The sequence below is a fragment of the Klebsiella sp. NPDC088457 genome (assembly GCF_044900465.1).
Taxonomy (GTDB): Bacteria; Pseudomonadota; Gammaproteobacteria; order Enterobacterales; family Enterobacteriaceae; genus Klebsiella.
In genome coordinates this window covers 19,750-39,175 of record NZ_JBJDNH010000049.1, presented here as the reverse complement: position 1 = coordinate 39,175, position 19,426 = coordinate 19,750, and the positions used below count along the sequence as shown (strand labels likewise).

The window sequence follows — 19,426 nt, the reverse complement described above, 5'->3', positions numbered from 1 at the left end:
CCCTTACTGCCTGCAATATCGATACCTTTATTGCCGCCTTCCGCGCCGCTAAAGTTCTCGATAATCTTGCCATCAGTCGGCCAGCGCCATGTGGAGATCGGCGAACTGGTTGACGTACTGCTTGCAGTCGGTTGGTTCGTACTGACAGCTGGAGCCGTAACTGGCGCGACGGTAGTGGCCGTCGTCGCGGGTTTATTATTCGGCAACATCTTATTAGCACTCTGTTCACCTGAGGATTCAGAATACGTAATAGTTGGTTGGGACGCAACCACTGCGGTTGATTTTTGTGCAGAATGTGAGGCCGCCGGCGCACCGCCGCTGGCCTGCGCGCTGGCCTGAGCTACGGCATTATCGCCGGTAATCGGCTGGCCGGCAGCGTTGCCGACCTGCAGCGTCTGACCGACGTTCAGGCCGTACGGCGCCGGGATATTATTGCGCTGCGCGAGGTCGCGGAAATCGTTACCGGTGACCCAGGCAATATAGAACAGCGTATCGCCGCGTTTCACGGTATAGGTGCTGCCACCGGTATAGCTGCCTTTCGGAATATCGCCGTATTTGCGGTTATAGACGATCTTACCGTTGACGGTTTGCACCGGCTGCTGGGCCATCGGCTGAACCTGAGTCGCCGGCGTCTGCACCGGCTGTACCTGGGGCGTCCGGGGAACAATGGCGGAACCAGTGGTCGACGGCGGGGTAATCAGCATCCCGGAATTGGTCCCCGAAGACTGGGCGCCACCCGCCGAGCTAACCGGCGCGGGCGGATTATTGCTACTGGAGCAACCCGCCAGCCAGAGTGAGACCAGTGATAACGCCGTAATACGGCTTAAGGTAAATTTTGGGCTTCCCGCGCTCATTTATCCCCCAGGAATATGTTAACTGCCAATATCTTGCTTACCGGGTCACACCCGGCCAGGACACTGAAAATGTGTCCACCCTACGCCTAAAGTCAGGCAAAAAAACCCGGATTAATCCGGGTCTCACGCCAGCTCCCCCTGAACCAGCGGAACGAAGCGCACGGCTTCAACGGTATCAATCACAAACTCATTTCCGCGACGACGGATCCGTTTCAGGAACTGATGCTCCTCACCGACCGGTAAAACCAGCACGCCCCCCTCATCCAGCTGCGCCAGCAGCGCGGGAGGTATTTCCGGCGGCGCGGCGGTCACGATAATCGCATCAAAAGGAGCGCGTGCCTGCCAACCCTGCCATCCATCGCCATGACGGGTTGAAACATTATGTAAATCAAGTTGTTTGAGGCGACGACGCGCATGCCACTGTAAACTCTTGATGCGCTCGACCGAACAGACGTGATGCACCAGGTGTGCCAGGATCGCCGTCTGGTAGCCCGAGCCGGTGCCGATTTCCAGCACCCGCGACTCCGGCGTCAGCGTCAGAAGCTCCGTCATCCGCGCCACCATGTAGGGTTGCGAGATGGTTTGCCCCTGGCCAATCGGCAATGCCGTGTTTTCCCACGCCTTATGTTCGAAGGCCTCATCAACGAATTTTTCCCGCGGCACCAGAGAAATCGCCTCCAGCACGCGTTCGTCGACGATGCCCTGAGTGCGCAGTTGATTCAGCAGACTTTCAACACGTTTGCTTACCATTGGGTATCCACTCCGACGCGATCCAGCCAGTCGGTCACCACTTCATGGGCCTGGTGGGCGGTTAAATCAACGTGCAGCGGGGTGATCGAAACGTAGCCTTCATCCACTGCCGCAAAGTCGGTATCCGGCCCGGCATCGTGTTTTTCTCCCGGCGGACCAATCCAGTACAGCGTATTGCCGCGCGGATCTTTTTGCGGAATGACCTGGTCGGCGGGATGGCGGCTGCCGCAGCGGGTGACGCGGATACCTTTAATCTGCGCAAGCGGCAGATCCGGCACATTAATATTGAGGATACGCCCGGTACGCAGCGGTTCGCGGCTTAGCGCGCGAAGAACAGAACAGGTAATGGCCGCCGCGGTGTCGTAGTGCTGGTGGCCGTTCAGCGAAACGGCCAGCGCCGGGAAGCCAAGGTGACGGCCTTCCATCGCCGCCGCGACGGTGCCGGAATAGATAACGTCATCGCCAAGATTCGGGCCGGCGTTAATACCGGAAACCACGATATCCGGGCGGGGACGCATCAGGGCGTTAACGCCGAGGTAGACACAGTCCGTGGGCGTGCCCATCTGGACGGCGATATCGCCATTGTCGAAGGTAAAGGTACGAAGCGAAGACTCCAGGGTCAGGGAATTCGATGCGCCACTGCGGTTACGATCGGGTGCAACTACCTGGACCTCAGCAAACTCCCGTAAGGCCTTCGCCAGGGTCTGAATGCCCGGCGCATGAATCCCGTCATCGTTACTCAGCAATATTCGCATAGTCACCCGTTGTATTGATAAGTTCCCTTACCACGCTGGTGGCGAAGCTGCCCGCCGGCAGCCAGAAACGCAGTTCAACGGTTACGTCATCCCACCAGTTCCAGCTCATCTGCTGCGGATAGAGCAGCATCGCCCGGCGCGCCGCCTCTACTTTTTCACGCACCAGCAAGGCCTGGAGCTGCGTCTCTTCAGCCACTGCCGCCTGCTCTGCGGCCAGCGCATCGCGTTGGCTGCCCCACTCGCCGCTTCCCGGTAACGCCGCAGTAATCATCAGTTCACGGTTATCAACCCGTGCCTGCAGCTGCGCGCGCTCCTCCAGCGTGGCGACAAACCAGCTCCCGCGCCCCGCTAATTGTAGCGCATCGCCATCAACAACCTGATTAAATTCCGGTTTTTTTAATCTAATACTGACCTGTTGATTAAACAAGCCGCTGCGGGCCGCCGACAGCCAAAAACTGCGTTTATTGCGATCGCGAACCGGCGCGCCGCTCTCGGCCCAGCGCAACGCGCCGAGCAGATTGTTGCCGCCGATACCAAACCGCTGGGCGCCGAAATAGTTCGGCACACCCTGCGCGGCAATAGCCTGCAGACGCCGCTCGACATCGTCGCGATCGCTGATTTCCCGCAGGACCAGGGTAAACTGGTTGCCCTTCAGCGCGCCAGGGCGCAGCTTGCGTTTATGCCGCGCGTACTCCAGTACCTGGCAGCCTTCCAGCTGAAACTGGCTCAGATCGGGCATCTCTTTGCCCGGAACCCGCGCGCACAGCCACTGTTCGGTCACCGCGTGTTTGTCTTTCTGCCCGGCAAAGCTGACTTCGCGCGCGTGGATTTTAAGAAATTTCGCCAGGGCGTCAGCAACAAAGCGGGTATTGCAGTCCTTTTTCAGCACCCGTACCAGCAGGTGTTCGCCTTCACCGTCAGGTGCAAAACCGAGATCCTCAACGACCACAAAGTCTTCCGGATTGGCTTTCAGTATCCCCTGCCCCTGCGGTTTACCGTGCAGCCAGGTGAGGTCATTGAAAGCGATCATGGCTGAACCTTATGCAGCAGCGCCACCGCTTCGCAGGCGATACCTTCGCCGCGGCCGGTGAAGCCCAGCTTTTCGGTGGTCGTCGCTTTCACGTTAACGTCGTCCATATGGCAGCCCAAATCTTCGGCGATAAAGACGCGCATTTGCGGAATATGCGGCAGCATTTTTGGCGCCTGAGCGATGATGGTGACATCAACGTTACCGAGGGTATAGCCTTTGGCCTGGATCCGCCGCCAGGCTTCACGCAGCAGCTCACGGCTGTCGGCGCCCTTGAAGGCCGGGTCGGTATCCGGGAACAGCTTGCCGATATCCCCCAGCGCCGCGGCGCCCAGCAGGGCATCGGTCAGCGCATGCAGCGCCACGTCGCCGTCGGAGTGGGCCAGCAGCCCTTTTTCATAGGGAACGCGTACCCCGCCAATGATGATTGGGCCTTCACCGCCAAAAGCGTGTACGTCAAAACCGTGTCCAATTCGCATTAAGCCTTCTCCTGGTGTCGGGAACGGGTAAGGTAAAATTCTGCCAGCGCCAGGTCTTCCGGGCGGGTGACTTTAATATTATCAGCTCGTCCGGCGACCAGTTCGGGATGGAAGCCACAGTACTCCAGCGCCGAGGCTTCATCGGTGATGGTCGCGCTGTCATTCAGCGCGCGCGTCAGGCAGTCGAGGAGGAGCTCACGAGGGAAAAATTGCGGCGTCAGCGCATGCCACAGATCGTTACGGTCGACCGTGTGCGCAATGGCTACCTTGCCGGGTTCCGCGCGTTTCATGGTGTCGCGTACCGGCGCGGCGAGGATACCGCCGACCCGGCTGGTATCCCGCAAGGCCAGCAGACGGCAGAGATCGTCCTGATGCAGACACGGGCGGGCGGCATCGTGCACCAGCACCCATTCCGCGTCAGGTAACGCCTGCAGTCCGGCCAGCACGGAGTCGGCGCGTTCGGCGCCGCCGTCAACGACGGTGATTTGCGGATGATTTGCCAGCGGCAGCTGGCTGAAGCGGATATCGCCTGGACTGACGGCTATCACCACGCGCTGCACGCACGCGTTCGCCAACAGCGCGGCAACCGCGTGTTCGAGAATCGTTTTGTTACCGATTGAGAGATATTGTTTCGGGCATTCCGTTTGCATGCGGCGGCCAAAACCGGCTGCCGGTACCACGGCGCAAACACCCGGAAAAGTGGCTGCCATGTCGTAATCCTGGGCTTGTCTATCGATTGTTCTGCGCCGCCCCCTGGTTGCGTTTAGACGCATCCGGGACCAGACGATAAAATGTTTCGCCCGGGCGGGTCATGCTTAGTTCATTGCGCGCGCGCTCTTCGATCGCTTCCTGACCGCCGTTGAGGTCATCGATTTCCGCGAACAGCTGATCGTTGCGCGCCTTTAATTTGCTGTTAGTGGCTTGCTGCGCGGTAACGTCGTCATTCACCCGGCTATAGTCGTGCAGACCATTTTTACCGAACCACAGCGAGTACTGCAGCCAGACCAGCAAAGCCAATAGTAGCAGCGTTAATTTACCCATTCTGCCCCCTGAAAAACGGCATCATCATCCCATAACTCGCCCGAGTATTTTACTCCGACACGCGGACGACGCCGCGTAACGCGGGGACTGTAACACATTTCTGTCGCCGATACCCAGGCTTGATTTACACAGCAAAAGGACTAACCCAGCAGCCAGAGGAACAGCAGACCAAACATCAGTCCGACCGTCAAAATCGTCGCGCAGGCGCTATAGAGGAGTTTACCGTTCAACAACGAATGCAGCGCAATACCGACCACCACGGCCACCGGCATCAAAGCAAGGAAGAACGGCCAGGTATAGAGGAGGAAAAACAGCGTATTACTGCCATAGATCAGGAAGGGAATACCCAGCGCCAGTAGCCATGAAATAAACCCCACGGCGGCGCCTGACAAAGACCAGGTGGTCTCGTCATTGGCCACCGGCGGTGGTTCTGAGCGAATAATACTGATGTTCTGGGTATTGCGCATATCGAATCCTGTTGACCGGGCGACCGGCATCTCAATGCCGCCGCCGTTTCAGGATCTGATAATATCGCTCTGTCTGAGGAGGTCTAATAGTTGGTGCACCAAATTTGTTACCAATTGTTCACCATCCAGATGAATTTCCGCCTTTTCCGGCGACTCATACACCGAATCAATCCCGGTAAAATTACGCAATTCACCCGCACGCGCCTTCTTGTATAGCCCCTTTGGGTCTCGTGCCTCGCAAATGGCCAGCGGGGTATCGACGAACACTTCGATAAAGCGCCCTTCACCCAGCCGCTCGCGCACCATCTGCCGTTCGGCACGGTGCGGAGAGATAAACGCCGTCAATACCACCAGCCCGGCATCCACCATCAGTTTCGCGACCTCTCCGACGCGGCGAATATTTTCTTTGCGGTCCTCATCGCTGAAGCCGAGATCGCTGCACAGCCCGTGACGCACGTTATCGCCATCCAGCAGGTAGGTGCTGACCCCTATCTGATGCAGCGCCTCTTCCAGCGCGCCGGCAACGGTGGATTTACCGGAGCCGGAGAGCCCGGTAAACCACAGCACCACGCCGCGATGGCCGTGGTGCTGTTCGCGCTGCTGCTGCGTAACCGGATGGGCATGCCAGACGACGTTTTCGTCATGCAGGGCCATTACTTGCCTCCCAGCAGGTCACGCGCTTCCCAGTGCGGGAAGTGTTTACGGATCAGCTGATTCAGCTCCAGCTCAAACGCGCTGAACGGCGATGCTGACGCCTGAGCGCGCTCCTGCGGCTCGCGTACCATCCCGGCGCCGACGGTGACGTTCGACAGGCGATCGATAAAGATCAGCCCACCGGTTACCGGGTTGTGCTGATATTTGTCCAGCACCAGCGGTTCGTCGAAGGTTAAATCGACAAGGCCAATCCCGTTCAGCGGTAGAGACTCGACGTCACGCTGGGTCAACTTGTTGATATCAACCTGATAGCGAATGCCGTCCACCCGGGCGCGGGTTTTCTTGCCGGCGATTTTAATATCGTAGCTCTGGCCCGGGGCCAACGGCTGCTCCGCCATCCAGACCACGTCCACGCTGGCGCTCTGTACCGCAGGCAGCGTGACCTGAGCATCCACCAGCAGATCGCCGCGGCTGATATCAATCTCGTCTTTCAGTACGATGGTAATCGCTTCACCGGCGCCGGCTTCCTGCAGGTCGCCGTCAAAGGTCACGATCCGCGCCACGCTGGATTCAACGCCCGACGGCAGCACCTTCAGACGCTGTCCGACCTTGACGCTGCCGGAGGCCACGGTCCCGGAGAAACCGCGGAAGTCGAGGTTGGGACGATTAACGAACTGGACCGGGAAGCGCAGCGGCTGGTTTTCCACCACCCGATGAATTTCAACGGTTTCCAGCACTTCCAACAGCGTCGGGCCGCTGTACCACGGCATGCTGGCGCTCTGGGTCGCGACGTTGTCCCCCTCGAGGGCAGAAAGCGGAACAAAGCGAATATCGACGTCGCCCGGCAGCTGCTCTGCAAAGGACAGATACTCTTCGCGAATGCGGTTGAACGTCTCTTCGCTAAAGCCCACCAGGTCCATTTTGTTCACCGCCACCACCAGGTTTTTAATCCCCAGCAGCGTCGAAATAAAGCTGTGACGGCGGGTCTGATCGAGCACGCCTTTACGCGCATCCATCAGCAGAATCGCCAGATCGCAGGTGGAAGCGCCGGTCGCCATATTGCGGGTGTACTGCTCGTGCCCCGGGGTGTCGGCGATAATAAATTTGCGTTTCTCGGTAGAGAAATAGCGATAGGCGACATCGATGGTAATGCCCTGCTCGCGCTCAGCCTGCAGGCCATCCACCAGCAGCGCCAGATCCAGTTTTTCACCCTGCGTACCGTGACGCTTGCTGTCATTGTGCAGCGATGAGAGCTGATCTTCGTAAATCTGCCGGGTATCGTGCAGCAGGCGGCCAATCAGGGTGCTTTTCCCGTCATCGACGCTGCCGCAGGTCAGGAAGCGCAGCAGGCTTTTGTGCTGTTGCGCGTGCAGATAAGCTTCTACGCCGCCTTCATTAGCAATTTGTTGGGCAATTGTCGTGTTCATGGCGGCTCCTTAGAAATACCCCTGACGTTTCTTCAGCTCCATGGAGCCGGCCTGGTCGCGGTCAATCATTCGACCCTGACGTTCACTGGTGGTGGAGACCAGCATCTCTTCAATAATCTCCGGCAGCGTTTGCGCGTTGGACTCCACGGCGCCGGTCAGCGGCCAGCAGCCCAGAGTACGGAAACGCACCATCTGCTTTTTGATCATCTCGCCGGGCTGTAAATCGATACGATCGTCATCGATCATCATCAGCATCCCGTCACGCTCAAGCACCGGGCGCTCTGCCGCCAGATACAGCGGCACGATTTCAATATTTTCCAGATAGATGTACTGCCAGATATCCAGCTCGGTCCAGTTGGAGAGCGGGAACACGCGGATGCTTTCGCCTTTGTTAATCTGGCCGTTATAGTTATGCCACAGCTCCGGACGCTGGTTTTTCGGATCCCAGCGGTGAAAGCGGTCGCGGAACGAGTAAATCCGCTCTTTAGCGCGGGATTTTTCTTCGTCGCGACGGGCACCGCCGAACGCGGCGTCAAAGCCGTATTTGTCCAGCGCCTGCTTCAGACCTTCGGTTTTCATGATGTCGGTATGCTTGGAGCTGCCGTGAACAAACGGGTTAATCCCCATCGCCACCCCTTCCGGGTTTTTATGCACCAGCAGTTCGCAGCCATAGGCTTTCGCCGTCCGGTCGCGGAATTCATACATCTCGCGGAATTTCCAGCCGGTATCAACATGCAGCAGCGGAAAAGGCAGGGTACCCGGATAAAACGCTTTACGCGCCAGATGCAGCATCACGCTGGAATCTTTACCGATGGAGTACATCATCACCGGGTTCGAGAATTCGGCGGCCACCTCGCGGATTATATGGATGCTTTCCGCCTCCAGTTGCCGCAGGTGAGTGAGTCGTTTTTGGTCCATAACCGTTCCTTAAGCCAGATTCACCACAGAGGCGTTAAACGCGTCTGCTCGGGTTGTGTGTTGAAACCAGGCGAGCTGTTGATGTAATTGCACCACTTCGCCCACCACCAGCAGAGCGGGCATCGGGGCATCTTTCGCCAGGCGTTCGAGTTGTTGTAATGTGCCAGTCGTCGTCTGCTGATCGGCACGGGTACCGCGCGAGATCACCGCCACCGGGGTATCGCGATCCCGGCCATGAGCGATGAGCTGCGCGCTGATTTCCGCCGCTTTCATGGTGCCCATATAGATAGCCAGCGTCTGACGACTTTGCGCCAACAGCGACCAGTCGAGCGAGTCGCTGTCGGCCTTGTAATGACCGGTAACAAAGGTCACGCTTTGGGCATAATCGCGATGGGTCAGCGGAATGCCGGCATAGGCCGTTGCGCCGGCGGCTGCCGTCACCCCAGGGACCACCTGAAACGGGATCCCCGCCGCCGCTGCCGCCTGTAGCTCCTCGCCGCCGCGACCAAAAATAAAGGGATCGCCGCCTTTCAGACGCACCACCGTTTTCCCCTGCCGCGCCGCATCGACCAGCATCTGGTTGGTCTGGTGCTGGGGCACCGAATGTTCGCCCGCCCGTTTACCGACGCAGATCATCTCAGCATCGCGGCGCACCAGCTCACGGACTTCCGGCGTCACCAGATAGTCGTAAAACACCACGTCCGCCTGCTGAACCGCCTGCAGGCCGCGCAGCGTAAGCAGCCCGGCATCTCCCGGCCCCGCGCCGACGAGAATGATTTCGCCAGGCCGTTTTTCCGGCTGGTATAGCTCCTCCTCCAGCGCCTTATCGGCGGCAGCCCGGTTTCCGGCGAGCATCAGGCTGGCAAAGCGGCCGTTAAAGACCCGCTCCCAGAAGCGACGCCGCGCCGCCGTGGTGCTCAGGTGCGTTTTAATCCGCTGGCGCCACTCGCTTGCCGCCTCGGCAACTCGCCCCAGATGGGTTGGCAGCAGCGCTTCAATTTTTTCGCGGATAAGCTTTGATAATACCGGTGCGGTTCCACCAGAAAAGATGGCGATCAGCAGCGGAGAGCGGTCGACTATCGAGGGAAAAACCGCTGAACAAAGCGGCTGATTGTCGACCACGTTAACCAGTCGGTAACGGGCGTTCGCCGCCGCGGACACCCGCTGATTGAGCGCGTCATCTTCGGTCGCGGCAATCACCAGAAACACGTCATCAATCTGGCGTTCCTCGAATTCGCGGGCGCGCCACTGGATCTCCTGACGTGCAACCAGCCCGGCGATCTCCTGAGATAACGCCTCAGCCACCACCTGAACGCTTGCCCCGGCGCGACGCAGAAACATAATTTTGCGCGCGGCAATTTCCCCGCCGCCGATAACCAGCACGGGCCTGTTCTTCAACCCGGCAAATAAGGGCAAATAATCCACGTAGCAACAACTCGCTTACAATCAGTCATACAGCGACTATAGGGTGCCGTTTAGAGCAAATGAAATTACTAAATGGAATGAGTAGTTACCCAAAAGAATAACGACCTGGAAAAGCAAATATCAAAAAGTGCTTAACACGCGATTTTTCCGCTATTTAAGAGCAAATGAAATTGTTTAACCACGGTCACAGTTTCATACTAGAAGCGTTAAATTGTTACCTTCGAGAAAGGACCCCTCTATGTTTTCCGCGTTGTGCCGCCGCCTTCTTCCATTGGCGCTTGGCGCAGGTTTTGTCTTCTCCGCCCCGGTTTTCAGCGCCATGGGCGATACCGCAAATACTCAGGCTCGTCATATCGCCACCGTCTTCCCCGGAAGAATGACCGGAACGCCCGCAGAGATGCTGTCGGCGGACTATGTGCGTCAGCAATTTGCGCAAATGGGCTATCAGAGCGATGTGCGTAGCTTCCATGCGCGCTATATCTACAGCAATAAAAATAAGCGGCAAAACTGGCAAAACGTCACCGGCAGCACGGTAATTGCGGCCCATGAGGGGACGGCTCGTCAGCAGATCATTGTGATGGCGCACCTCGATACCTATGCGCCGATGAGCGATGACGATGTCGAACACAACCTCGGCGGCTTAACCCTGCAGGGCATCGACGATAACGCCGTGGGCGTTGGCGTCCTGCTGGAGCTCGCCGAACGTCTGAAGAGTGTACCCACCCGCTACGGCATCCGTTTTGTCGCCTCGAGCGGTGAAGAAGAAGGCAATCTCGGTGCGCAAAACCTGCTCAAGCGGATGAGCGACGAGGAGAAGAAAAACACGCTGCTGGTGATTAATCTCGATAATCTGGTGGTGGGCGATAAACTCTATTTTAACAGCGGCCGCAGCACCCCGGCGCCGATTCGTAAACTCACCCGGGACCGGGCGCTGGCCATCGCGCGCGGTCTGGGGATTGCCGCTTATACCAACCCCGGCCGCAATCATGATTATCCGCAGGGCACCGGCTGCTGCAATGACGCCAGCGTTTTTGACAGCGCCGGGATCCCGGTGCTCTCGGTGGAAGCCACCAACTGGGCGCTGGGCAAGAAAGATGGCGCTCAGCAGCGTAACAAATCTCGCTCCTTCCCGCAGGGCACCAGTTGGCACGACGTGCAGCTGGATAACCAGCAGCATATTGATAAAGCCCTGCCGGGCCGCATTGAACACCGCAGCCGCGATGTCGTCAAGGTGATGCTGCCGCTGCTTAAAGAGCTGGCGAAGGCGGAGAAGCATAGCTAACCGCACGCCGTTGCTTCGTCGGTACACAAAAAAGCCCTCAACGTGAAGACTGAGGGCTTGTCTCAGGACTAAAGGGTTACGAGGATTTATCCCTCGTGCAGTCCGCACTCGCGTTTCAGACCAAAGAAACGCGTCTCTTCTTCGGCCATCCCCGGTTCCCATTTACGGGTGGTATGGGTATCGCCTACCGAGAGATATCCTTGATCCCACAGCGGATGGTATTTCAGGCCGTGCTTTTGCAGGTACTGATAGACGGTCCGGTTATCCCAGTCGATGATCGGCAGCACCTTAAAGACCCCGCGCTGAATCGCCAGCACCGGTAACGTGGCGCGACTGCCGGACTGTTCGCGGCGCAGGCCGGCAAACCAGGTTGCGGTATTCAGCTCTTGCAGCGCCCGGTTCATCGGCTCTACTTTGTTGATTTCATTGTATTTCTCAATGCCCTCAACGCCCTGCTCCCACAGTTTGCCATAGCGCGCTTCCTGCCACGCCGGGCTGGTCTGCGCCCGATAAACTTTCAGGTTCAGCTGCAGCTTATCGGTGAGCTCATCAATAAACTGATAGGTTTCCGGGAACAGGTAGCCGGTATCGGTGAGGATCACCGGAATATCCGGACGAATCTGGTTCACCAGATGCAAACTGACCGCCGCCTGAATACCGAAGCTGGAAGAGAGCGCATAGTCGCCGGGAAGATTTTCCAGCGCCCATGCCACACGCTCCTCGGCGCTGAGTTTCTCCAGCCGGGCGTTGGTTTCCGCCAGCTGAAGCACACGTTCGACTTTCGGCAGTTCATTAAGCGCGTTGAGATCGAGTACGGACATAGTTACCTCGTTGATTTTTCCCTTCACCCTGGCCCTCTCCCCTCAACGGGAAGAGAGCATCGTCGGGTGCAGATAAAAACTTATTCCCAGAAATCACGGGCTGGGTCGAGCACCGGGCGAATGATGCCCGCACGCACCGTAAAGTCGCCGAAGCCTTCACCCGCTTCGCGCTCTTTCGCCCAGCGCCCTACCAGTTCGTCAATCGAGTCGAGAATTTCCGACTCGGTAATATTCTCGCGATACATGCGCGGAATTCGCGTCCCGCTGCGGTTACCGCCAAGATGCAGGTTATAGCGCCCCGGCGCTTTCCCCACCAGGCCAACTTCCGCCAGCATCGCGCGCCCGCAGCCGTTCGGGCAGCCGGTCACGCGGGTCACGATATGCTCATCGCTCACGCCGTGTTTGCTCATCACCCCTTCCACCTTATCGATAAACGACGGCAGGAAGCGCTCCGCTTCGGCCATCGCCAGCGGGCAGGTCGGGAATGAAACGCAGGCCATCGAGTTTTCACGCTGCGGGGTGACCGCATTCATCAACCCATGATCGCGCGCCAGCTTCTCAATCCGCGCTTTTTCCGCTTCCGGCACCCCCGCGATGATCAGGTTCTGATTGGCCGTAATACGGAACTCGCCCTTATGGACCTTCGCGATCTCCAGCAGACCGGTCTTCAGCGGACGACCTGGATAATCAAGGATACGCCCGTTTTCAATAAACAGCGTCAGGTGCCATTTCTTATCGATCCCTTTTACCCAACCAATGCGATCGCCACGTCCGGTAAACTCATACGGACGGATCGGCTCAAACTTAATCCCGGCGCGACGCTCAACTTCGGCCTTGAAGGTCTCGACGCCAACGCGCTCAAGGGTGTACTTGGTTTTCGCATTTTTACGGTCGGTACGGTTGCCCCAGTCACGCTGGGTGGTGACGACCGCTTCCGCGACGGCCAGCGTGTGTTCCAGCGGCAGATAGCCGAATTCGCTGGCGGTACGGGCGTAGGTTTTCTTGTTGCCGTGTTCAATCGACAGACCGCCGCCCACCAGCAGGTTAAAGCCCACCAGCTTGCCGTTTTCGGCAATCGCCACGAAGTTCATGTCGTTGGCGTGCAGATCAATGTCGTTCTGCGGCGGGATCACCACGGTCGTTTTGAACTTACGCGGCAGGTAGGTCGGGCCGAGGATCGGTTCTTCATCGGTGGTGGCGACCTTCTTCTGATCGAGCCAGATCTCAGCATACGCGCGGGTGCGCGGCAGCAGATGTTCGGAGATCTTTTTCGCCCACTCGTAGGCTTCAGTATGTAGCTGAGACTCGTTCGGGTTAGACGTACACAGCACGTTACGGTTGACGTCGTTGGCGGTCGCCAGCGCGTCCAGCCCCACGTCGTGCAGCATTTCATGGGCCGGTTTCACGTTCTTTTTCAGAATACCGTGAAACTGGAAGGTCTGTCGGTTAGTCAGACGAATGCTGCCGTAAATGGTGTTCTCACCGGCAAATTTATCAATCGCCTGCCACTGTTTAGTGGTGATAACCCCGCCCGGCAGGCGGCAGCGCAGCATCATCGCGTGACGCGGTTCGAGCTTCTGCGCCGCGCGCTCGGCGCGAATATCACGGTCATCCTGCTGATACATGCCGTGGAAGCGGATCAGCAGAAAATTATCGCCGTTGAAACCGCCAGTCAGGCCGTCCTGCAAATCTTCTTTAATAGTACCGCGCAGGAAATTGCTCTCAAGCTTCAGGCGTTCGGCATCAACCAGTTTGCCTTCGACCACCAGAGGGCCGGGGTGTTTTTCGCTCATTAGTAGACATCTCGCTGATAACGGCGCTCAACGCGCAGCTCACTTAAAAATTCGTCCGCCGCTTCGGCATCCATCGCGCCGAATTCGGCAATCACGTCCAGTAACGTCTGCTCAACGTCTTTCGCCATACGATTGGCATCGCCGCAGACATAAATATGGGCACCGTCATTAATCCAGCGCCACAGTTCGGCCCCCTGCTCGCGCAGCTTGTCCTGAACATAGACTTTTTGTTGTTGATCGCGGGACCAGGCCAGGTCGATACGGCTCAGCACGCCTTCTTTGACGTAGCTTTGCCATTCCACCTGGTAGAGGAAATCTTCCGTAAAGTGCGGGTTACCAAAGAACAGCCAGTTCTTCCCCTGTGCACCTTCCGCCGCACGCTGCTGCATGAACGCGCGGAACGGCGCAATTCCGGTGCCCGGACCAATCATAATGACCGGCGTTTGCGGGTTAGCAGGCAGACGGAAGTTGTCGTTGTGTTCGATAAAGACGCGGACTTCGCTGTCTTCTTCCAGGCGATCGGCGAGGAAACTCGACGCACCGCCCGCCCGCGCGCGGCCTTCGATGTCGTAACGCACCACGCCAACGGTGACGTGGACTTCGCTCTCCACTTCCGCCTGCGATGAGGCAATGGAGTAAAGACGCGGCGTCAGCGGACGCAGCAGACCGATTAACGCTTCGGCATCCAGCTGCGCCGGAGAGAAACGCACCATATCGACGATCGGCGTGGTCGCCGCATAGTGCTGGAGCTGCGCTTTGTCGCCGACCAGCGGCAACAGCGTTTCGCTGCGGGTTAAGGTGGCGTAATTCTCAACGATATTAGCGGTATTGACCGTTAACTCGAAATGCCACTCCAGCGCCTCCGCCAGCGGCAGCGTTTTGCCCTCGACGGCGACCGGTTCATCGCCCTTCAGCCATAGCAGTTCAACCAGCTCTTTGACCAGCGCCGGGTCGTTTTGGTACCACACGCCCAGCGCATCGCCCGGCTGGTAACGCAGGCCGGAGTCAGCAAGATCGATTTCAATGTGACGCACGTCTTTTTCTGAATCGCGGCCGGTAATTTTCTGGTTGACCGACAGCGTCGCCGTTAGCGGCGCTTCTTTAGTATAAGGACTGGAGTGAATGTCATTCACCGCGCCGCTGGTCGCCACCTGAGCCGGCGTCGCCGCCGGCGCACGCGCCTTCAGTACCTCCACGACGCGCGCGCGCCATTCCGCCGCCGCAGGCTGGTATTCCACGTCAGCGTCCACGCGGTCCAGCAGACGTTCGCCGCCCAGTTCCGCCAGTCGGCTGTCGAAGTCTTTACCGGACTGGCAGAAGAATTCGTAAGAAGTATCGCCTAAGCCAAATACCGCAAAGGCGGTCCCCTCAAGCTTCGGCGCTTTTTTGGAAAACAGAAACTTATGCAACGCAACGGCCTCTTCCGGCGATTCACCTTCACCTTGCGTCGACGTCACGATAACCAGTAGCTTTTCGGAGGCAATTTGTTTGAATTTATAGTCGCCTGCGTTCACCAGCTTGACGTTCAGCTGTGCCGCTAATAGATCGTCACGTAGCGCTTCCGCCACCCGACGGGCGTTGCCGGTTTGCGACGCCGAAATAAGGGTAATGCTCGGGACTTCCGCTGCCTGAGCGGGCGCCGCTATCGCCGCGCCGGGCTGCTGGTTCAGCACGCCCCAGAAGTAGCCGGAAACCCAGGCAAGCTGGGTCGGGGTGAAGTCTGTCGTGGCCGCCTGCAGGCGCGCCATTTGCTCCGGGTTAAGCGGCAGCAAATTGGAAGGTGGGACCTGTGTCGTCATGCGTCGTTATGTTCCAGTAAGCTAAGCTGTTATTCGCACCCTGTCAGCGCGGCAAAAACAGAAGAGAATGTAAGGTTAACGGCGCTCATAGTAACAATTAAAGAAGGGATGGAAATAACAAATAACCAAATGGACTAACCTGTTTTAGTTATAGTTATTAACAACAAAAACGATTAATTAAACACATGAAAGATAAAGAATTATTATGATACGGCGCGGTGCAAGCGTCTATTTTCCGTTCAGGGCCGTTTTAGTTAATGATAAAAAAGGCGCTTTCCGGTACCCTACGGCGGTTTTTTGTCTTATTGAGAGTAAAAGATGTCCACCACCCTGTTTAAAGATTTCACCTTCGAAGCCGCCCATCGCCTGCCTCACGTACCGGAAGGTCATAAGTGCGGTCGTCTGCACGGTCACTCTTTTATGGTGCGTCTGGAGATTACCGGTGAAGTCGATCCCCATACGGGTTGGATCATGGATTTTGCCGAGCTGAAGGCCGCATTTAAGCCGACCTACGACCGTCTGGATCACTACTACCTGAATGATATTCCCGGTCTGGAAAACCCAACCAGCGAAGTGCTGGCGAAGTGGATTTGGGAACAGATGAAACCTCTGGTACCGCTGCTGAGCGCGGTGATGATTAAAGAGACCTGCACGGCGGGTTGCGTCTATCGCGGCGAGTAAAACGTCGCCGTTTACCCGGCCAGCAGAACAGAAAGGCCCGGTCCGCATCGCGCGACCGGGCCTTTGTCATCAGGCGATATTGAGATATTTATGCGTCTGCATCGATAGCCGCCAGTTACGGGCGATACAGGTCTCAATGCACAGGCGCGTCGCGTCGTCTTTCTGGCTGATCGGCTGTAAGGCAATAATCCGCGGTTTTTCATCGCTCAGCGTTGCCAGCAGTTCATCCAGCGCTTCGATATCACGCACGCGTCCGACCGGATGTTTGATTTCATCCGCCCGCTGCAAGGCCTGCGACAGCACGTCATAGCCGCCGCGCATATTCACCTTCGGCGATACTGTCACCCAGGTATTCGGGGTACAGCGCACTTCATGAGTGCCGCTGGTTTCAATCTGGCAGCTAAAGCCGTTCTGCTCAAACAGTGCGGTCAGCGGGGTTAAATCATGAATGCAGGGCTCGCCGCCGGTGATGACCACATGACGCGCGGTCCAGTCCTGGCGTCCAACGATCGCCAGCAGATCTTCTCCGCTGGCCGGGCCCCATTTATCACTCTCTTTGGTTTTCGCCAGAATGCTAAACAGCGACACTTCCCGATCGGCAAGTTTGTCCCAGGTATGTTTGGTATCGCACCAGGCGCAACCAACCGGGCATCCCTGCAGACGAATAAAAATGGCAGGCACGCCGGTGAAGTAACCCTCGCCTTGCAAGGTCTGGAACATCTCGTTAATCGGGTACTGCATAATCATCTCTGTTCAGGTTCGAAACGATCATTATCGCAGATTTGCGGGTTGAGGTCTTGTCCGCAGCTGCGATTGTCCGGGGTCCGTTGTGCCGTCAGCCCTGCTGTTATTTATAGCCCATCCAGCGATAAAATCCCGGGCCCCTGGACTTATTTTCACAACGCCGTTGCTTATTATTCGTCAGCCAGGTAATAAACTCCCTCGCTTATTATCGGGTCCGCTCGGAGTTCAGCAACGTATTCCATTGTTGTAACCAGATATGTTAATCATTACCTTTTCGCAAAGGTTAAAAAGAGGGAAAGGATATTAAAATAATAATAAAAATCATCGCTGTACAAATGGAAACATGAAAAACAGAATCTTCGGCAACTCGCTGATGTCCAATGCTATCCACGCCCGTTCGTTACCTTAATTCAGCCTTAAGAAAGCCTTTTCCAGCGCCATTTTCTATTGACTCACCGTTTAGTTTTCTCCGCCTAAAATCCCGCCGACCAACCATGATGAGACTGCATTCATGAATACATTATTAATTACAGGCGTTACCGGATTTCTGGGGGGAGCGGTTTTAGAGAATATCCTGAACCAGAGGAATGGGATTAATCTGCTGCTTTTGGTGCGTGCCGATAACGATGAAGCGGCTCTGGCCCGGGTCAAAGAAAATATGCGTAAGTTCAATATCTGCGAGGAGAAACTGGCGATGCTGGCCCCCCGTCATATTCTCGCGGGTGATTTGGCGAACCCGGCAGGCTTCCTCGCCGATCCGCGTCTGGAGCAGGTCACCCACGTGCTCAACTGCGCTGCCGTCGCCTCCTTCGGCAATAATCCGCTGATCTGGAAAGTGAACGTCGAAGGCACCTTGCAGTTTGCCCAGCGCATGTCCCAGGTTGCCGGGCTGCAACGCTTCCTGCACGTTGGCACCGCTATGTCATGCTCGCCGGCACCCGACTCTCTGGTGGCGGAAAACGCCGAATTCCGTGAACGTGCCGAACATCTTGTCGAGTACACCCATTCCAAATCAACCATAGAACAGCGGATGCAGCAAACCTGCCCGACGCTACCGCTGACGATTGCCCGCCCTGCTATCGTCGTGGGCCATACTCATCACGGCTGCCAGCCTTCCAGCAGCATTTTCTGGGTCTTCAGTATGGGGCTCATGTTGCAGAAATTCATGTGTTCGATGGAGGACAGAATCGATGTGATTCCTGTCGACTACTGCGCCGATGCGCTGATGCTGCTGCTCGACAACCGGCTCGCTCAGGGTGAAGTGGTCCATATTTCGGCGGGAGAAGAGAGCAGCGTAAAATTTGCCGAGATTGATAGCGCGATGGCTTCCGCGCTGCAGCAGGTTCCGGTCGGCGATAAGTATGCGCAGGTGAGCTATGAGACGCTGGTGAAGATGCGCCGTGAACTGAAGGATATCTTTGGTCCCTGCAACGAACGCCTGATGCTCAAAGCAATGCGTCTGTATGGCGCCTTTGCCACGCTTAACGTACGGTTCAGCAATGCTAAGCTGCTTAGCATGGGGATGCCGAAACCTCCGCGCTTTACCGACTACATCGATCGCTGTGCGCAGACCACCCGCGGGCTGTCTATTCCCCAACAGATGGCGGTCGATTTTAAATAATCGCCGGAAGAGCGATAAAAAAAATGCCAGTCCGCAGACTGGCATTTGCATATCAGATTAGGACGGGCTTATGCCTGACCTTTGATCTCTTTACGACCGTTGTACGGTGCTTTTTCGCCCAGCGCTTCTTCGATACGAATCAGCTGGTTGTATTTAGCAACGCGGTCAGAACGGCTCATAGAACCGGTTTTGATCTGGCCTGCAGCGGTACCAACGGCCAGGTCAGCGATGGTCGCGTCTTCAGTTTCGCCAGAACGGTGAGAGATAACGGCAGTGTAGCCAGCGTCTTTCGCCATTTTGATCGCAGCCAGAGTTTCGGTCAGAGAACCGATCTGGTTGAATTTGATCAGGATGGAGTTAACGATGCCTTTCTCGATACCTTCTTTCAGGATCTTGGTGTTGGTTACGAACAGATCGTCACCAACCAGCTGGATTTTGTCGCCCAGAACTTTAGTCTGGTATGCGAAACCGTCCCAGTCAGACTCGTCCAGACCGTCTTCGATAGAAACGATCGGGTACTGTTTGGTCAGGTCTTCCAGGAAGTGAGTGAACTCTTCAGAGGTGAACGCTTTGTTGCCTTCGCCGGCCAGAACGTATTTACCGTCTTTGTAGAATTCAGACGCTGCGCAGTCCATCGCCAGAGTGATGTCGGTACCCAGCTCGTAGCCTGCAGCTTTAACCGCTTCCGCGATAACCGCCAGCGCTTCAGCGTTGGAACCCAGGTTCGGCGCGTAGCCGCCTTCGTCGCCCACAGCCGTGTTCATACCTTTCGCTTTCAGCACTTTAGCCAGGTTGTGGAACACTTCAGAACCCATACGTACGGCTTCTTTCAGGGATTTAGCGCCAACCGGCTGAATCATAAAGGCCTGGATGTCGACGTTGTTGTCA

The 19,426-nt window shown here is 57.0% G+C and carries 20 protein-coding genes; 3 read left to right on the top strand and 17 right to left on the bottom strand.

What is annotated here, in order from left to right; translation table 11 throughout:
- The 12 genes from nlpD to cysG form a co-directional block, all read right to left on the bottom strand.
- Nucleotides 1-854, bottom strand: an 854-nt coding sequence (nlpD, locus tag ACI2JR_RS23740) for a murein hydrolase activator NlpD (RefSeq protein ID WP_462479600.1), incomplete at its 3' end; no start/stop codon positions are given.
- A 123-nt stretch (nucleotides 855-977) separates the two neighbouring features.
- A complete protein-coding gene (locus ACI2JR_RS23735; protein WP_132730444.1) occupies nucleotides 978-1,604 on the bottom strand; it encodes a protein-L-isoaspartate(D-aspartate) O-methyltransferase in 627 nt (208 codons plus the stop codon).
- Nucleotides 1,598-2,359 (bottom strand): 5'/3'-nucleotidase SurE, encoded by a 762-nt coding sequence (gene surE, locus ACI2JR_RS23730; protein ID WP_132730445.1) that lies wholly within the window; start codon nucleotides 2,357-2,359, stop codon nucleotides 1,598-1,600. The genes ACI2JR_RS23735 and surE overlap by 7 nt, the downstream gene beginning before the upstream one ends.
- Nucleotides 2,340-3,389, bottom strand: a complete 1,050-nt coding sequence (gene truD, locus ACI2JR_RS23725) for a tRNA pseudouridine(13) synthase TruD (RefSeq protein WP_462479599.1) — start codon at nucleotides 3,387-3,389, stop codon at nucleotides 2,340-2,342. Before truD ends, surE begins: the two co-directional genes overlap by 20 nt.
- The gene (gene ispF / locus ACI2JR_RS23720) at nucleotides 3,386-3,865 is read right to left on the bottom strand and encodes a 2-C-methyl-D-erythritol 2,4-cyclodiphosphate synthase (RefSeq protein ID WP_032690965.1); all 480 of its coding nucleotides are present in this window, start codon (nucleotides 3,863-3,865) and stop codon (nucleotides 3,386-3,388) included. The genes truD and ispF overlap by 4 nt, the downstream gene beginning before the upstream one ends.
- Nucleotides 3,865-4,575: a 2-C-methyl-D-erythritol 4-phosphate cytidylyltransferase gene (gene ispD / locus ACI2JR_RS23715; RefSeq protein ID WP_132730447.1), complete on the bottom strand. Its 711-nt coding sequence runs from the start codon at nucleotides 4,573-4,575 to the stop codon at nucleotides 3,865-3,867. The genes ispF and ispD overlap by 1 nt, the downstream gene beginning before the upstream one ends.
- Before the next feature lie 19 nt (nucleotides 4,576-4,594).
- A complete protein-coding gene (gene ftsB / locus ACI2JR_RS23710; protein ID WP_132730448.1) occupies nucleotides 4,595-4,906 on the bottom strand; it encodes a cell division protein FtsB in 312 nt (103 codons plus the stop codon).
- 140 nt (nucleotides 4,907-5,046) lie between these two features.
- The gene (locus tag ACI2JR_RS23705; protein WP_132730449.1) at nucleotides 5,047-5,373 is read right to left on the bottom strand and encodes a DUF3561 family protein; all 327 of its coding nucleotides are present in this window, start codon (nucleotides 5,371-5,373) and stop codon (nucleotides 5,047-5,049) included.
- Nucleotides 5,374-5,421: 48 nt separating this feature from the next.
- Nucleotides 5,422-6,027 (bottom strand): adenylyl-sulfate kinase, encoded by a 606-nt coding sequence (gene cysC / locus ACI2JR_RS23700; protein WP_132730450.1) that lies wholly within the window; start codon nucleotides 6,025-6,027, stop codon nucleotides 5,422-5,424.
- Nucleotides 6,027-7,454, bottom strand: a complete 1,428-nt coding sequence (cysN, locus tag ACI2JR_RS23695) for a sulfate adenylyltransferase subunit CysN (protein WP_462479598.1) — start codon at nucleotides 7,452-7,454, stop codon at nucleotides 6,027-6,029. Before cysN ends, cysC begins: the two co-directional genes overlap by 1 nt.
- A 9-nt stretch (nucleotides 7,455-7,463) precedes the next feature.
- Entirely contained in the window at nucleotides 7,464-8,372 is a 909-nt protein-coding gene (gene cysD / locus ACI2JR_RS23690; protein ID WP_462479597.1) for a sulfate adenylyltransferase subunit CysD, read from the bottom strand.
- A gap of 9 nt (nucleotides 8,373-8,381) precedes the next feature.
- Entirely contained in the window at nucleotides 8,382-9,788 is a 1,407-nt protein-coding gene (gene cysG, locus ACI2JR_RS23685) for a siroheme synthase CysG (RefSeq protein ID WP_462479603.1), read from the bottom strand.
- Nucleotides 9,789-10,035: 247 nt separating this feature from the next.
- Between cysG and ACI2JR_RS23680 the strand changes: the two genes are divergently transcribed.
- Entirely contained in the window at nucleotides 10,036-11,079 is a 1,044-nt protein-coding gene (locus tag ACI2JR_RS23680) for an aminopeptidase (RefSeq protein WP_132730453.1), read from the top strand.
- A gap of 86 nt (nucleotides 11,080-11,165) precedes the next feature.
- Here the strand turns inward: ACI2JR_RS23680 and cysH are convergent, their stop codons facing one another.
- The 3 genes from cysH to cysJ all read right to left on the bottom strand — a co-directional run bounded on the left by cysH (nucleotide 11,166) and on the right by cysJ (nucleotide 15,492).
- The gene (gene cysH / locus ACI2JR_RS23675; RefSeq protein WP_132730454.1) at nucleotides 11,166-11,900 is read right to left on the bottom strand and encodes a phosphoadenosine phosphosulfate reductase; all 735 of its coding nucleotides are present in this window, start codon (nucleotides 11,898-11,900) and stop codon (nucleotides 11,166-11,168) included.
- A gap of 80 nt (nucleotides 11,901-11,980) precedes the next feature.
- Complete coding sequence (gene cysI, locus ACI2JR_RS23670; protein ID WP_132730455.1) at nucleotides 11,981-13,693, bottom strand: assimilatory sulfite reductase (NADPH) hemoprotein subunit; 1,713 nt, start codon at nucleotides 13,691-13,693, stop codon at nucleotides 11,981-11,983.
- A complete protein-coding gene (gene cysJ, locus ACI2JR_RS23665; protein ID WP_462479596.1) occupies nucleotides 13,693-15,492 on the bottom strand; it encodes an NADPH-dependent assimilatory sulfite reductase flavoprotein subunit in 1,800 nt (599 codons plus the stop codon). Before cysJ ends, cysI begins: the two co-directional genes overlap by 1 nt.
- Nucleotides 15,493-15,810: 318 nt before the next feature.
- On the opposite strand from cysJ, the gene queD reads away from it, so the two are divergent.
- Entirely contained in the window at nucleotides 15,811-16,173 is a 363-nt protein-coding gene (queD, locus tag ACI2JR_RS23660; protein WP_132730459.1) for a 6-carboxytetrahydropterin synthase QueD, read from the top strand.
- Nucleotides 16,174-16,242: 69 nt separating this feature from the next.
- On the opposite strand, the gene queE is transcribed toward queD, so the two are convergent.
- Nucleotides 16,243-16,914 carry a 7-carboxy-7-deazaguanine synthase QueE gene (queE, locus tag ACI2JR_RS23655; protein WP_462479595.1) on the bottom strand — a complete coding sequence of 224 codons (672 nt, stop codon included), beginning with the start codon at nucleotides 16,912-16,914 and terminating at the stop codon, nucleotides 16,243-16,245.
- Nucleotides 16,915-17,428: 514 nt separating this feature from the next.
- Here queE and ACI2JR_RS23650 point away from each other — a divergent pair.
- Nucleotides 17,429-18,538 (top strand): SDR family oxidoreductase, encoded by a 1,110-nt coding sequence (locus tag ACI2JR_RS23650; protein ID WP_462479594.1) that lies wholly within the window; start codon nucleotides 17,429-17,431, stop codon nucleotides 18,536-18,538.
- 68 nt (nucleotides 18,539-18,606) lie between these two features.
- On the opposite strand, the gene ACI2JR_RS23645 is transcribed toward ACI2JR_RS23650, so the two are convergent.
- The coding region (locus tag ACI2JR_RS23645; RefSeq protein ID WP_462479593.1) for a phosphopyruvate hydratase at nucleotides 18,607-19,426 on the bottom strand (820 nt) is incomplete at its 5' end.

Coding starts and splice junctions, on each gene's coding strand:
- ACI2JR_RS23680 (WP_132730453.1), top strand. CDS start 10,036: ATGTTTTCCGCGTTGTGCCGCCGCCTTCTTCCATTGGCGCTTGGCGCA.
- ispD (WP_132730447.1), bottom strand. CDS start 4,575: ATGGCAGCCACTTTTCCGGGTGTTTGCGCCGTGGTACCGGCAGCCGGT.
- ACI2JR_RS23705 (WP_132730449.1), bottom strand. CDS start 5,373: ATGCGCAATACCCAGAACATCAGTATTATTCGCTCAGAACCACCGCCG.
- cysN (WP_462479598.1), bottom strand. CDS start 7,454: ATGAACACGACAATTGCCCAACAAATTGCTAATGAAGGCGGCGTAGAA.
- truD (WP_462479599.1), bottom strand. CDS start 3,389: ATGATCGCTTTCAATGACCTCACCTGGCTGCACGGTAAACCGCAGGGG.
- queD (WP_132730459.1), top strand. CDS start 15,811: ATGTCCACCACCCTGTTTAAAGATTTCACCTTCGAAGCCGCCCATCGC.
- cysH (WP_132730454.1), bottom strand. CDS start 11,900: ATGTCCGTACTCGATCTCAACGCGCTTAATGAACTGCCGAAAGTCGAA.
- ACI2JR_RS23735 (WP_132730444.1), bottom strand. CDS start 1,604: ATGGTAAGCAAACGTGTTGAAAGTCTGCTGAATCAACTGCGCACTCAG.
- ACI2JR_RS23650 (WP_462479594.1), top strand. CDS start 17,429: ATGAATACATTATTAATTACAGGCGTTACCGGATTTCTGGGGGGAGCG.
- cysJ (WP_462479596.1), bottom strand. CDS start 15,492: ATGACGACACAGGTCCCACCTTCCAATTTGCTGCCGCTTAACCCGGAG.
- surE (WP_132730445.1), bottom strand. CDS start 2,359: ATGCGAATATTGCTGAGTAACGATGACGGGATTCATGCGCCGGGCATT.
- cysD (WP_462479597.1), bottom strand. CDS start 8,372: ATGGACCAAAAACGACTCACTCACCTGCGGCAACTGGAGGCGGAAAGC.
- ftsB (WP_132730448.1), bottom strand. CDS start 4,906: ATGGGTAAATTAACGCTGCTACTATTGGCTTTGCTGGTCTGGCTGCAG.
- ispF (WP_032690965.1), bottom strand. CDS start 3,865: ATGCGAATTGGACACGGTTTTGACGTACACGCTTTTGGCGGTGAAGGC.
- cysC (WP_132730450.1), bottom strand. CDS start 6,027: ATGGCCCTGCATGACGAAAACGTCGTCTGGCATGCCCATCCGGTTACG.
- queE (WP_462479595.1), bottom strand. CDS start 16,914: ATGCAGTACCCGATTAACGAGATGTTCCAGACCTTGCAAGGCGAGGGT.
- cysI (WP_132730455.1), bottom strand. CDS start 13,693: ATGAGCGAAAAACACCCCGGCCCTCTGGTGGTCGAAGGCAAACTGGTT.